General features: G+C 66.4%; 16 protein-coding genes. 7 read left to right on the top strand and 9 right to left on the bottom strand.

Translation table 11 applies throughout. The features are described 5' to 3' along the window. Positions 1-9: 9 nt before the first annotated feature. The 3 genes from ACGLYG10_RS15260 to ACGLYG10_RS15250 are packed head-to-tail and all read left to right on the top strand — an operon-like array spanning position 10 to position 2708. Positions 10-1449 (top strand): Mur ligase family protein, encoded by a 1440-nt coding sequence (locus tag ACGLYG10_RS15260; RefSeq protein WP_073333908.1) that lies wholly within the window; start codon positions 10-12, stop codon positions 1447-1449. Beyond that, complete coding sequence (locus ACGLYG10_RS15255) at positions 1446-2210, top strand: type 1 glutamine amidotransferase (protein ID WP_073333906.1); 765 nt, start codon at positions 1446-1448, stop codon at positions 2208-2210. The genes ACGLYG10_RS15260 and ACGLYG10_RS15255 overlap by 4 nt, the downstream gene beginning before the upstream one ends. 6 nt (positions 2211-2216) lie before the next feature. Beyond that, the gene (locus ACGLYG10_RS15250; RefSeq protein ID WP_073333904.1) at positions 2217-2708 is read left to right on the top strand and encodes an NUDIX domain-containing protein; all 492 of its coding nucleotides are present in this window, start codon (positions 2217-2219) and stop codon (positions 2706-2708) included. A gap of 182 nt (positions 2709-2890) precedes the next feature. Here the strand turns inward: ACGLYG10_RS15250 and ACGLYG10_RS16760 are convergent, their stop codons facing one another. From ACGLYG10_RS16760 to ACGLYG10_RS16880, 9 genes are all read right to left on the bottom strand, one after another. Then, entirely contained in the window at positions 2891-3175 is a 285-nt protein-coding gene (locus ACGLYG10_RS16760; RefSeq protein WP_244542712.1) for an NTP pyrophosphohydrolase, read from the bottom strand. Between the two features lie 487 nt (positions 3176-3662). Continuing rightward, positions 3663-4322 (bottom strand): hypothetical protein, encoded by a 660-nt coding sequence (locus ACGLYG10_RS15240; protein ID WP_139241027.1) that lies wholly within the window; start codon positions 4320-4322, stop codon positions 3663-3665. A gap of 51 nt (positions 4323-4373) precedes the next feature. Continuing rightward, positions 4374-4793: an NTP pyrophosphohydrolase gene (locus ACGLYG10_RS15235; RefSeq protein ID WP_244542711.1), complete on the bottom strand. Its 420-nt coding sequence runs from the start codon at positions 4791-4793 to the stop codon at positions 4374-4376. 360 nt (positions 4794-5153) lie between these two features. Further along, entirely contained in the window at positions 5154-5756 is a 603-nt protein-coding gene (locus tag ACGLYG10_RS15230; protein ID WP_139241026.1) for a hypothetical protein, read from the bottom strand. A gap of 275 nt (positions 5757-6031) precedes the next feature. Further along, complete coding sequence (locus ACGLYG10_RS16280) at positions 6032-6181, bottom strand: hypothetical protein (RefSeq protein WP_170866542.1); 150 nt, start codon at positions 6179-6181, stop codon at positions 6032-6034. 132 nt (positions 6182-6313) lie between these two features. Beyond that, positions 6314-6928, bottom strand: coding sequence for an Imm5 family immunity protein (locus tag ACGLYG10_RS15225; protein ID WP_073333893.1), 615 nt, complete (start codon positions 6926-6928; stop codon positions 6314-6316). Between the two features lie 65 nt (positions 6929-6993). Beyond that, positions 6994-8661, bottom strand: a complete 1668-nt coding sequence (locus tag ACGLYG10_RS15220; RefSeq protein WP_139241025.1) for a hypothetical protein — start codon at positions 8659-8661, stop codon at positions 6994-6996. A gap of 65 nt (positions 8662-8726) precedes the next feature. Continuing rightward, entirely contained in the window at positions 8727-9038 is a 312-nt protein-coding gene (locus ACGLYG10_RS15215) for a type VII secretion target (RefSeq protein ID WP_170866541.1), read from the bottom strand. Between the two features lie 84 nt (positions 9039-9122). After that, the gene (locus ACGLYG10_RS16880) at positions 9123-9614 is read right to left on the bottom strand and encodes a YbaB/EbfC family nucleoid-associated protein (RefSeq protein WP_170866540.1); all 492 of its coding nucleotides are present in this window, start codon (positions 9612-9614) and stop codon (positions 9123-9125) included. Positions 9615-9911: 297 nt separating this feature from the next. On the opposite strand from ACGLYG10_RS16880, the gene ACGLYG10_RS15205 reads away from it, so the two are divergent. The 4 genes from ACGLYG10_RS15205 (at position 9912) to ACGLYG10_RS15190 (ending at position 13435) form a co-directional block, all read left to right on the top strand. Then, positions 9912-10268, top strand: a complete 357-nt coding sequence (locus ACGLYG10_RS15205) for a FeoA family protein (RefSeq protein ID WP_073333883.1) — start codon at positions 9912-9914, stop codon at positions 10266-10268. After that, positions 10265-12415, top strand: coding sequence for a ferrous iron transporter B (gene feoB / locus ACGLYG10_RS15200; protein WP_073333880.1), 2151 nt, complete (start codon positions 10265-10267; stop codon positions 12413-12415). The genes ACGLYG10_RS15205 and feoB overlap by 4 nt, the downstream gene beginning before the upstream one ends. Positions 12416-12591: 176 nt before the next feature. Beyond that, entirely contained in the window at positions 12592-12807 is a 216-nt protein-coding gene (locus tag ACGLYG10_RS15195) for a hypothetical protein (RefSeq protein WP_073333878.1), read from the top strand. Next, on the top strand, positions 12800-13435 hold the full coding sequence (locus ACGLYG10_RS15190; RefSeq protein ID WP_083566020.1) for a Fic/DOC family protein: 636 nt from the start codon (positions 12800-12802) through the stop codon (positions 13433-13435). The genes ACGLYG10_RS15195 and ACGLYG10_RS15190 overlap by 8 nt, the downstream gene beginning before the upstream one ends. The last annotated feature ends 81 nt before the right edge of the window (positions 13436-13516 follow it).

Below are 13516 nucleotides of genomic sequence, written 5' to 3'. Positions count from 1 at the left end.
AGGAGCCCCATGCGTTCACGCCTCACCGTCGCACTCGGCCGTACGGCCCGCACCCTGGCTCGCCTGCGCGGCGGCGGCTCCGGTGGCACCGCCTTCCCCGGCCTGGTCATGGAGCGCACGGACCCCGGCTTCCTCGCCCGCACCCTGGACCGGCTGCCGCACGGGGTGGTGCTCGTCTCCGGCACGAACGGCAAGACCACCACCACCAAGATGGTCGTCCAGCTGCTGCGCGACCAGGGCTTGAAGGTCTTCACCAACCGCACCGGCTCCAACTTCGTGCGCGGAGTGCTCGCCGCCCTACTCACCGAGGTCAACGCCGCCGGCCACCTGGACGCCGACGTCGCCGTGCTGGAGCTCGACGAGGCCCACGCCGTCCACTTCGTCCGCTCCGTCAGGCCGCGGGCGGCGCTCATGCTCAACGTCATGCGCGACCAGCTCGACCGCTTCGGCGAGATCGACTACACCGCCTCCCTGCTGCGCCAGGCCGCCCTGGCCACGCGCGACGTGGTGGTGGTCAACGCCGACGACCCGCGCCTGAACGGGGAGCGCTTCCTGGGGGGCCTGGCCTCCCGCACCGCCGCCTTCGGGGTCGGCCCCGCCCTGCGTTCGGTTTTCCTGTCCGACGACGATCTGCGTACCGAGCAGGCGGACGCGGGCGGCGCACCCGGGGCGCTCGCCGACGACGCCGTCGAGTCCACCGCCGGCGCCGACTCCCCCTGCCCGGCTCCGCGCGTGCGCCTGGTGGCGCTGGCCGGCAACGAGGCCACCATTGAGGTGGACGGCACCGAACACCGGGTCGCCTTCGCCATTCCGGGCATCCACAATGTGCTCAACGCCTGTGCCGCCCTGACCCTGGTGCTGGAGGTGCTTGGCGACCGGGCCGACCTGCCACGCCTGCTGGCGACCCTGTCCGAGATCCGCCCGGCCTTCGGCCGCGGTGAGGTCATCACCCTGGACGGTCGTCCGGTGCAGCTGTCCCTGGTGAAGAATCCGGCGGGCTTCCGCATGAGCCTCATGTCCGCGCCCACCGCCCAGGCCGACGCCACCAGTCGGACCGACACCGTGGATGCCGGCAGCGCGCCCAGCACCACTGCAGCACCCGCCGCGGGCCGGGGTCGGCCCGACGAGCTCATCATGATCGCCATCAACGACGAGTACGCCGACGGCCGTGACATGTCCTGGCTGTGGGACGTGGACTTCACCTCCCTCAAGCGGGCCGGGGTCGCCGTCGTCACCGGGGTGCGCGCCTGGGACATGGCGCTGCGGCTGCGCTACGACGAGGTACCCGTCGGCGTCGTCGAACCGGACCTGGAGGCCGGCCTGGACACCCTGCGCGCGCGTGCCGCCGCTGAAGACCGCCCCATGCGCGTGTACACCACCTACACCGCCATGTTGGCCCTGCGTGCTCGCCTCGGGCGGCTCACCGAGGTCGAGGAGGTCATGAAATGAGCACCGACCCCACCGTCTACAACCACACCGGCTCCGGCCCCGCCCGCGGCCGCATCCGCGTGCTGCAGCTGTATCCGCGGGACATGAACATCTACGGCGACTGGGGGAACCTGCTCACCCTGGCCCGCCGCGGCCAGTGGCACGGCTACGACGTCGAGCTGCACTCCTACAACCCCGGCGACGAGATGCCGCAGGAGGTGGACCTGGTGCTGGGCGGCGGCGGCCAGGACTCCGGGCAGGAGCGCATCAAGGACGACCTGGTCCAAATCGGCCCGCGCCTGCGGCAGTGGGCGGCCGACGGCGTGCCGATGCTGGTCATCTGCGGCCTGTACCAGTTGTTCGGGCACCGCTTCGTGACCGGCGAGCGCTCCGAGATTCCCGGAATCGGGCTGCTGGACGCCGAGACGGTGGCCGGATCGGGGCGGCTGATCGGCAACATCGTGCTGGACTCACCCGAATTCGGCCGGGTGGTCGGCTATGAGAACCACTCCGGACTGACCACGCTCGGCCCCGGCGCCGAGCCCCTGGGAACGGTGCGCTCCGGGGCCGGCAACAACGGCAAGGACGGTGCGGAGGGGGCCCGGTTCAAACACGTGATCGGCACCTACCTGCACGGCCCGATCCTGCCGAAGAACCCCGCGGTGGCCGACTGGCTGTTGCAGCGCGCGGTCGAGTTGCGCAGTGGGGCCTGGGATCCGCTACCGATCGACGACGCCGACGCCCGCCGCGCCAGCAACGTCGCCGCCTCCCGGCCGAGGTGACGCGCCGTGGCGACCCCCGAGTTCATCATCGAGCTACGCAGGAAGATCGGGCACGAGCAGTTGTGGCTGCCCGGCGTCAGCGTGGTAGTGGTGTCCCCGGACGGGCGGCTGCTGCTGGGACGACGCTCCGATAACGGCGCCTGGGCGGTGGTCTCCGGCATCCCTGAGCCCGGGGAACAGCCTGCCGCCGCGGCCCGACGCGAGTGCCTGGAGGAGACCGGCGTCGACGCGGAGATCCTCGGGGTGGCCGGGGTGAGCGCCGGGGAACCGCATGTGTTCCCCAACGGCGACCGCTGCGTGTTCATGGACATCACCTTCGCCGCCCGGGCAGATGCGGCCGCGGTGGCGCGGGCGCATGTGGCCGACGAGGAGTCGACGGCGGTGGACTGGTTCGCACCGGATGCGCTGCCGACCCCGCTGGTGGGCTCCACCCCGGGCCGCATCGACGCCGCCCTGGCGTGGCTCGCCGACCCGTCCGCAGGCGCGCGCTTCCAGTGACGGGCTCCTTGACGCGGCTCCGGTGACGGACGACGTCGCAGCGTCGCTGTTGCGAGCCTTTGTCCTCTACTACGAGCCTTTGCACCCTGGTGTGCGGCAAATTCCTGCACACCAGGGTGCAAAAGCTCGTAACAGACGGAGCCACGCCCTCCAGTCAGGTGCTCACACAGCCGTCACTCCGGTCAGACATCGATGGGGCGCAGGAGCTGGGGGTCGGGGAGTTGGCCGTTGATGATGTAGTCGCGGAAGACGGGCACGGCCTGCTGGCCGGTGAAGATCTCCTCGGGGTGCAGGTGGATGGTGTAGAGCTCGGGCGAGCCGTTGTCCCAGGACAGTGGCACCCACCGGTCCGGATCGGCGACGGGTTCACGCGCCAACACGTAATGAACATACGAGCCATCCGGGTCGGGTACGCGGGCCTCGATCGTCAACGCCCGATTCGACCCAGCCGCCTGAATATACCGCATCCGCTCAGGATCATCGTCGGGAAGGTCGTCGGGGACATCGATACCCTCTGGAATAGGTTGAACTCCTAAGGCGAAGATCGGTCCTCCGGTGAAAAAACTCGGATAAGTCAGGTCGTGTGCAACATCATCTGCGATTCTCTCGGGAGTCTGAGGCCGCGTAAAAACCTCAAGCCTCCCGGAGTGGTTATCAACGGTCCACGTAACAAAGTTACTCATACCCCGGGCCTCCTTGGGTTGTTTAGCGGTTGCGGGCTACTGCTTCGGTGCCCGTAGTGTCATTGTCTCGGTGATTTCGATGGTGCGTCCGTCCGGTAGCGTCACCCGGGCGGGGTTGTCCGGCGAGACCAGGCTGTCGAACGGCTTCTGCTGTACTCCCCGGCGTGCGCTGCCCGACTTGAGTCAGGCAAGACAGGGCGGCCCGCCCCAGGAGCGTGTCAGCGCCCGGGGCGGGCCCTGGAACCACAGTCGGTGGGGGTGGAGCGGGTGCTCAGGCGCTCCTGGGCCAGGTGTTCAGGATGGTGGGGTAGGTGTCGGGGCTGCCGTAGGTGAACACCGCACCGTTGGCGGTGGGGTAGGAGGCCGTGGCCAGGGCACCGGCCTGCGCCCAGTGGGGTGAGGTGGCCGGGAAGAACATCTTCCACCCCTGCACATAGTCATACGGCTCAGGCTCATCCCTGACCGGAAAGTCCTCACGAGAAAGGCACCCGATCTCCGGCTCCAGGATGTCCGCACCCATGGCGACCAGACGATCAGCCAGGGACTCATCACCGACGAGCAGATCAGCGAACTCACTACTATGGAACCTGAGGGTTACGTGACCCTTATCGGGTTGCCAGCCACCGATCGCAATGCTGATGGAGGCGCCGTCGGCCCGGTCCACATCCCCGGAGAACAAAGAGAACCTGACACCGGACAGGTCGGGTTTGATGTTGGCGTGCATAACGGCGAGGAACTCCTCCAGGGTCGTGATCTCCGGGTTCGCCGCAGCCTTCGCCTTAGACGTGTTGCTCTCGCGCCACGGGTCCAGGGTGGGGTGCAGGCCCCGCAACTGCTGGATCAGCTCCCAGGACCGCGCAGCCTCCTCCTCCATGCGATCCTCCTGCCCCGGACGGTCAGTCCTAAACGAAAGCTCCCACTTCACAGTCATGCCCAGCACCATACCGTCGGCGGTGAGGCCTTGAGCAGGGCGCTGGCCCGGTCAGATGTCGATTACGCGCAGTAGTTGGGGGTCGGGGAGACGGGCGTTGATGATGTAGTCGCGGAAGACGGGCACGGCCTGCTGGCCGGTGAAGATCTCCTCGGGGTGCAGGTGGATGGTGTAGAGCTCGGGCGAGCCGTTGTCCCAGGACAGTGGCACCCACCGGTCAGGGTCCGCGACGGGTTCGCGGGCCAGCACATAGTGGATGTAACCCCCGTCCGGGTCGGGTACGCGGGCCTCGATCGTCAACGCCCGATTCGACCCAGCCGCCTGCATGTAGTAACCCCGGGAGGGATCGTCATCAGGCACCTGACGGATGTCCTTTCCATCAGGTAACTCCCAAACACCCAAAGCGAAGCGGGGTCCCCCGGTAAGAAATGTCGGGTAAGTCAGATCATGCGCGATGTCGTCGGCGATCATCTCCGGAGTCTGACGAACCTTAAACTCTTCTTGTTTCCCGTAACGGGCGTCTACGTCCCATGTGGCGAAACGTCTCACGGTTACTTCCTATTGTCGTTGGGGTGGGTGATCAGTATTGTCTGGGTGCTTGAAGGAGTTCGACCTCGGTGATTTCGATGATGCGTCCGTCCGGCAGCGTCACCCGGGCGGGGTTGTCCGGCGAGACCATGCTGTCGAATGCTTCTTGTTGTCCTCCGTAGCGTGCGCTGCCGGGCTTGACCTCGACGGGAGCCGGACAGGGCAGGGTGGCCCGCCCCAGGGGCGCGTGTCAGCGCCCGGGGCGGGCTTTGGAACCACAGTCGGTGGGTGTGGAGCGGGTGCTCAGGCGCTCCTGGGCCAGGTGTCCAGGATCGTGGGGTAGGTGTCGGGGCTGCCGTAGGTGAACACCGCACCGTTGGCGGTGGGGTAGGAGGCCGTGGCCAGGGCACCGGCCTGCGCCCAGTGCGGCGAGGAGGCCGGGAAGAACAACTTCCACCCCTGCACATAGTCATACGGCTCAGGATGATCCTTAACCGGATGCCCCCGACGCCGAAGGGCGCCGATCTCCGGCTCCAGGATGTCCGCACCCATGGCGACCAGGCGATCAGCCAGGGACTCATCACCGACGAGCAGATCAGCGAACTCACTACTATGGAAATCAAGTTCCACGTGACCCTTATCGGGCTGCCAGCCACCAATCATTACCATGATGGAGGCGCCGTCAGCCCGGTCCACATCCCCAGAAAACAGCGCGAACATCACACCAGACAGGTCAGGTTCGATGTTGGCGTGCATGACAGCGAGGAACTCCTCCAAGGTCGTGATCTCCGGGTTCGCCGCAGCCTTCGCCTTAGACGTATCGCTCTCACGCCACGGGTCCAGGGTGGGGTGCAGGCCCCGCAGCTGCTGGATCAGCTCCCAGGACCGCGCAGCCTCCTCCTCCATGCGATCCTCCTGACCCGGACGATGCATCCTGAACGAAAGCTCCCACTTCACGGCCATCAGTAGGTGTCCCTTCCCCCGTGTTCCTTGTCTCGGCTAATAATATCAAAGCTGAGTGCGCCTGGCGTGGTTTAGAAGTTCGGTGGAGTGTGCACCAACTCAATCCCAGCAGGGAAATCCCCAGCGCTTTGCATGTCTTTGAGCAGGTCGAGCATTTCGGGTTCGGCCACATGCCAGCGTATAGGCGTACTGGCGCCAACCGCCCGCACCGCGTCAAGTTAATCATTTGCTGAATCAACCATCTCGGTAATGACGTTGTCGCCGAATGGGGTTTTGGTGAGGTTGTAGTAGAAGCCCTTGGCGTCGTGGAGGGCACCGTCGTAGAAACCGTCGAACTCCACGCCGTCGACGTAATAGGAGTCCTTCACGGTAACCCCGGTGACCTGCTCCTCATACGCCTGGGAACGAATAGAGAGATTGTTCTCCCCCTCACCCCAGACACCTCACCGCGGGCTGGCCTGCTCCAAACCGCTTTCGAAGACGGTTGCCTCTGTCTGGCGTCATTCTGCAAGGACCTGGGGGATAGCCTCATCCAAGTACCAGGTCCAAAACTCTCGACGCGCCTCCACATCAGTCTCCTCAATCGGCTGCCAATTCAAAGCACCCGCAGCTGCACTAGCGCAGCTATAACTCGGCTCAAGCGAGTCTGGCAGCAGCTCATCGTCGTCCGTTTCCGGATCCGCGGTATCGTAATCAGGGTTACGATAACAGGCAGATATCACTGTACGTGAAGCGGCGTCAGCCACAAAGGTGGCAGGCTGAACGATGGCATCAAATGACGAGACACTGTCAAGAACGTTGTCCAAAAAGGTTTCCGCGCGCCACTCCGCCTGCTCTGGGTCGGCTTGCTCGTTGACGAGTTCTTGTGCGAGCGTAAGCATCTCGCTAACCCCTGCGTCACCAGGGAACCCCCGGTCCCAGATGTGCTGGACTCGCTTGACGCACAGAATCGCCAACTCTACACGACGCCGATAAGTGGCGTCATCGTCGTCAGGGTCCTGCATTGCGGCCCAAATACGTCTGCGCACACCAAGCGGTAGGATTGCCTCGTCGCTTGAAGAAAGCGCGGTTCTACCAGCAGATATTTCCCGATTGAGGACAGTCGTGTCGATCATGTGAGTTCACCTTCCTTGAGTGAGGCATGTTATGCGCAAGGACGTATTACGGCACCTCTGTTTCGTTAAGGTTTGACGACGCTGCCATCCGGACGAAACAGCCAAGTGCCCCTCGGGTCCGTGACGCGCCATTCGCGCCCTTCGTATGCTGCAAGCTTTCGGAAGTATCCCATGCAGTCAGGGCAGATGTTTTTGGAGACGCCAATGTCCGGTTCCTTGGCGATGAGAGACTGTTGGCGCTCGGCGTGCGAAGCCTTGCACTGACCTAAAACGCCATGATCTCTGCCGCCCATGTCCACCGGCGGATGCCCGATTTCTCTTTGCTTGGCAAGCACTTCGTCGACATTCGGCTTATGGAATTCGGAAGGGCGATTGCCGCCCCATCCGCTTAATGTTTTGTTGTGGTCGGATGAAACAGCCTTTGTCCTGTTCCTTTCGGTCTTCGGCAGTTGGCGTTTTGCGTCTTGCGCTCTCCGGTAAGCAGCTTGGGACTTTGCGTTAGGGCTATTCCGCGATGGCCCGCTCTTGCTCTTACCGCCGATCACGGGCTTCGGGTCGACGGTTTTGGGCTGGGGTTTGGGCTGCGGGCTACGTGGCGACTGGCCGCCTTTACCGGCGCCCTTGCCGCTGCCGCCTTTACCACCGCCTCCGGCTCGGGGTGGGGTTCGGCCGGCCCGGGGCGTGCTGGGCGTGCGGGGAGTGTGCGGGACCGGGCCCATGTTCGCCATGGCGGGGTGGGGGCCCAGGCCCTTCAGCCCGTCGGACAGGTTGTCCATTAACGTGGTGGCGCGTTTGAACACGTCCCCCAGGCTGGAGGCGGACCTGACCACCGCGGTGACCTCACGCTCCAACCGGGTAGCCCACTTGAACACGTCCGACGCCAGGGAGGGGACCGCCCAGATAGCCGCCACCCCCGCAGTCAGGGCGGTGGCGGCCAGCTTGGTGGCAAGCTTCGCCAGCACATCAGCGATCGCATCACGCACCATCTCATGCACGACCTGCACGATCACCGACGCCACCGTCAACCCCTTGGAGATACCCCCAGCCAGGGAAGCCGCCAACGACAACCGGGCCGCGTTATCCGTCTGAAAAGACTTATACGCATTGACCGCTTCGGAGGACTGCCCGCCCAGGCGCACCTGGATCGAGTCGGTCAAATCCACGCTGCACGCATCCAGCTTGGTGGCGATGTTCGCCCACGTGTCCGCACCCGCAGTCACCTGACCCGGATCACCAGTGAGCTCATACAACCAGGTCTTGAGCGGATCCAGGTGCTCAATCGCCCACCCAATCGCACTGCCCAGCACCTCACCGATCGGATCAGCAACCAAAGCGACCGTGTCCGCGACCGTGCCGAAACCCGCCAGCGCATCATCCACCCACGAATCCGTCTTCAACGCATCAACAACGTCCTGGCCATCCTCAACCAGACGCAGACCCGACAACCCCGTCGACGAATCCTCCGCCTGCGCCACCAACGGATTACCACCACCGGCAGACGACCCGCCACCGGCGTAACCACCGGTACCGCCCCCGTACTCCCCAGCAGGCAAACCACCAGTACCCACACCGCTACCGTCACCGCCGCCGAAACCACCACCGCCACCGGCGCCGAAGCTGCTGCTACTACCAGCAGCCGCAGTGGCGGTCGCGGTCGCAGTGGTGCTGGCGGTGCTGGTGGTGATGGGCTGGCCGGTGGCCGGATCACCCATCAACTCAAAGTACTTATTCACAGGGACCCTCCAATAAAGCTACGAATTCAGGAACAGCAGCGACGCCCCAGTGCCGGGGCCGCCGGCTACCAGCCGCTCAGCGCCCGGGCCCCGGCAGCAGCATCGGCGTCGGTCTCATCCAACTCCTGCGCCACAGTGCGCAGATCCATGCCCGCCTCCTCCACACTCTCACCCGTACCAGCAACCGCACCATTGACCGCCGTAGACAACAACGCATAAGCCGGCACAAACAAGGGCGAACACATCACCCCAAACGCATCACCCGCCAGCGCCACACCCGCGGCATCCAACGCCACGTCCACACCGTCAGCCACCCCCAGGGCATCACCACCACCCGAACGCAGCACACCGGTATCAACCTCAACACCAACACTCACAGCCATCAACTCCCATCACAAACACACTCCTCCAGAAACATTCAGCCAACCCCAGCCAAGTCCAGCCCCAGCGCACCAGGGGCGTCACCGGCCCTGCTCACGCTCCCACGGCATACGAATAACATTCGGCCCCACCAGCCCCGACCCACCACCAGAGCCACCATCGGACGCGCCCCCGGCAGGCCGGGAGGCGCCCCCACCGGCACCACCGCCGGTGGTGTCCTGCTGGTAGGACTCCAGCACCCGGCGGCCCAGAGCCGAGTCCGCCCCCAGGGTCTCATCCACCACCAACCGCACCTGCTCGGTCGCCCGCCGGCGCGCATCCGCCAAAGCCGCCATCACCGCCTCCGACAGGCCCCGCAAAGACAAGCCCTCACTAGCGGGCAGGAACGTGATCCCCACCAGCCGGCCCGCAACATCAACCTCCACACGCACCTCACGCCCCCGCGAAACACCCCGAGCCCGGATACCCTCAGCCCGCTCCTGCATCCGCGCAGCCGCCCGCGCATCCCGCCGAGACCGCTCCACATCCGCACGAATCCGCGCCAAACGCGCCTCCAGGGAAACATCCTCCACACCTGTCACGATAACAACCCCATAACACCCACGCCAGGTCCATACCCGTGACGCTCGCCACATTTCACCGCGAGACCACCAAAGCAGCCACCACAACGAAATCCCCGGCGCTACCTACAGGCACACATCCAGGCATGGCCCCGGTCACAGGATTTCCGCTGCTGTTTACCACAGCCTATCTTTGACTCGGCAGGCGGGCGCCAGCGCCCGCTCGACACCGCGACCCGCCCGGTCAGCACGGCCGATCGGCACCTACTGACCCGCACCGTGAGCGTCACCAAGACCAAGGAGCCAGACATGGCCGCACCGACCACGGCCAGCACAACATCATCTGGGCCCGCAGCCTCGATCGTCTCCCTGCCCACCCTGCCTCGTGGCACGCGCGCCCGCATCACCGCCGTCTCCGCCGATCGCGGCGAGGCCCTCGCCCGGCGGCTGGCCGACCTCGGCTTCGAGCCCGGCCGCGAGGTCGCAGTGGGCCGCCGCGCCCCCCTGGGCGACCCGACCGTCTACCACGTCGCCGACTATGAGCTCAGCCTGCGCCGGCGCGACGCCGCGCTGGTGTCCGTGGAGGTCCTGGCGCCCGCCTCCGCGCCCGCTTCTCCATCGGAGCCCGCCTCACAAGCACCCGCCGCACCGGAGACCGCCGTATGAGCACCGCCGTCGAAACCACAACGGCCCCGGGCCAGACAGGTACGCCCATCGACATGCCCTCCTGCCACGAACCCTCCTGCCACGGTTCCGCGTCCTCCGCCCCGGTCGACGCCGCCGCCCGCATCGCCCTGGCGGGCGCCCCCAACGCGGGCAAGACCTCCATCTACAACACGCTCACCGGCCTGCGCGCCAAGACCGGCAACTATCCGGGCGTCACGGTCTCCCGCTCCCTGGGTGCCTTGGAGCTCTCCGCCGCCGAGACCGGCTCCGACCCGCTCACCCTCGCCCTGGAGGACCTGCCGGGCGCCTACTCGCTGGAGCCCATCAGCCCCGACGAGCGGGTCGTGCACGACGTCCTGACCGGCCACTGCCACGACGTCGCCCCGCCCGACGCGCTGCTGGTCGTCGTCGACGCCACCACCCTGTCCCGCTCCCTGGGCTTCGTCGCGCAGGCCCTCGCCCTGGGCCTGCCCACCGCGCTCGCAGTCACCATGACCGACGAGCTGACTCGCCGCGGCGGCCGGCTCGACGTCGAGGCCCTGGGCGCGGCGCTCGGCGTGCCCGCGGTGCGGGTGATCGGCAACCGCACCACCGGCATCCCGCAGCTGCGCCGCACCCTCTCCGCCTGGCGCGACTGGTCGCGCGCCCCCATCGCGCCACCGACCAGCGGCCCGGAGCGCACCTCCTGGGTGACCTCGATCCTCGCCGCCGCCGACTACACCGCCCCCGTGCCCGACTCGCGCACCGCCGCCGTCGACCGAGTACTGCTGCACCCGCTGTGGGGCACGCTGGTGTTCTTCGCGGTCATGTTCACCTTCTTCCAGGCGATCTTCACCTGGGCCGCCCCCTTCCAGGACGCCATCGAGGCCGGCTTCGGACTCCTGGGCGACGCCGTCCACACCTGGCTGGACGGCCCCGCGCCGCTGCTGGCGGGGCTGCTGGCCGACGGCGTGATCGGCGGCGTCGGCGGGGTGCTGGTGTTCCTGCCGCAGATCGCCATCATGTTCCTGCTGATCGCCCTGATGGAGGGCGTGGGGTACATGTCGCGCGCCGCCTTCCTCATGGACCGGGTGATGAGCCGGGCGGGGTTGGAGGGGCGCGCCTTCGTGGCACTGCTGTCGTCGCTGGCGTGCGCCATCCCCGGCATCATGGCCACCCGCACGCTGCCCAGCGCCAAGGACCGTCTGGCCACCATGCTGGCGGCGCCGCTGATGACCTGCTCGGCGCGCCTGCCCGTCTACATCATCATGATCTCCCTGCTGGTCGACCCCGGCCAGCGCATCGGCCCGTTCGGGGCGGCGGGCACGATCATGTTCGGCCTGTACCTGGCCGGGGCGGTCGCGGCCATGCTGGCCGCACGGGTGGTCAAGCGCCTGACCGACCGGGACGGCGTGCTGCTGCCCTTCTACATGGAGATGCCGCCCTACCGGCTGCCGCGCGCCCGCACGGTGGCCCTAATGGTGTGGGACGCATGCAAGGGCTTCCTGAAGAAGGCGGGCACCATCATCCTGGCGGCCACCATCCTGGTGTGGGTGGGGCTGAACGTGCCCGCCCGCTCGGAGGCGGAGTTCACCGCCCACTGCGACACCAGCGCCGAGTGCGCGCCGATCGCCGCCGCCGTGGCCGACCCCGCCTCCTCCACGGTCCTGGACGACGACGGCGCGGTCGTAAACGACCCCGAGGAGCTGCAGGCGCTGCTGGACGCCCAACGCACCAGCTACACCATGGACTCCTCACTGGCGGCATCCATTGGCAAGGCGATCCAGCCGGTGTTCGAGCCGCTGGGCTTCGACTGGCGCATCAATGTGGCGGTCATGTCCTCCCTGGTGGCCCGGGAGACGGCGGTCGCCACGCTCGGGCAGATCGCGGCCGCCGGGGACCCGGAGGAGCCGGGTGCGCAGCTGGCGGCCATGACCTACACCGAGGACACGCTGGTCGCCCACGCCGGCGAGCCCCTGTTCAACCCGGCGACGGTCGCGGCACTGCTGGCCTTCTTCGTCTTCGCCATGCAGTGCATGGCCACCGCCGGGGCGATACGCCGCGAGACCGGCACCTGGAAGTGGTCGGCGATCGCCTACGGCTACCTGTTCGTGCTCGCGTGGGTGGCAGGCGCCATCGCCCACGCCGTGGTGGCCGCCCTCATTTGACCCGGAACCGGCGCCACCGGCCCCGCCCCCCTCGCCGAGATCGGTAGAAGCTACGTACTGAGATCGGTTCAGCCCGCGCGGCCAGGCCGCACATCCGCCGCACCGAAACTGCCCGGACTCGTCCTTTGCCCCTTGTACTCAAGACGGTAGCCTGGGCGCAGGAGAGGAGCCTCGAGATGGTTGTCAAGACTGTTCCGATTGTTGATGTTGAGCAGTCGCTCGCGTTGATCGAGAAGGGCCAGCAGCTCGCTGGTCACTTCCCGGATGAGGAGGACATGGGGCGCGCGCGCCGGATCCTGACGGGCGAGCTGTCGCCGGAGGCGGCGCGCGCAGAAGTTCGGGATGCGTTGGCGCAACTTGGCGCGAACGAGTGTGCTACCGGCCGTGGCTGAGGACGACCGCTACACGATCCCTGGAAGCGGAGGAGTACTCCGCAACAAGCTTGGGTTGATCACGCAGGCCGGTGTCGATCGGGCGATGAACATCAGTGCCTCGGCGGAGTGGGCGATTTTGCAGCTCGAGCCGATCCCTGATCGGCTCGACCTTGATTATCTTCGCTCGATTCATCGGCGTTTCATGAGCCCGGTACTGGATTGGGCGGGCGAACTGCGGAAGGTAGGAGACGAGGTTGGGGCGGGCGGTACGCCGTTCCAGTACGCACCATCGGAATTCTACAAGCCGTATCTTGATGCGTTGTTCGATCGGCTTGTGGAAGAAGACTATCTGGTAGGTCTTCCAGAGAAGGAGTTTGCTGACAGGCTCGCGGATCGCTGGGGGACGCTGACATTCTGTCATCCGTTCCGCGACGGCAACACCCGCTCACAGAGTGCCTACATCGACCGACTCGCGACACGTGTGGGTCACCCTATCGATTGGCAGCACGTGAACGTGTCTGAACTGCGCGAGGCGCGTCTGTCTGCGGCGTTCCGCGTTGGTGGTGAGCAGGTACTGTCGAACTACCTACAAATGCGACTCTTGCCGCCATCACGCAGCGCCACCCTGCGCTTTGCACCGGAGTAAGCCGTACGCGGGGAGACCAGGGTGCAGCGATCCGGCACGGCAGGATCGTCCAGCCGCACGCCAACCCACCGAAAGGAGCCG

Origin of the sequence: Actinomyces glycerinitolerans (assembly GCF_900098745.1) — a bacterium.
Classification (GTDB): Bacteria; Actinomycetota; Actinomycetes; order Actinomycetales; family Actinomycetaceae; genus Actinomyces; species Actinomyces glycerinitolerans.
This window is presented reverse-complemented; position numbering and strand designations above follow the sequence as displayed.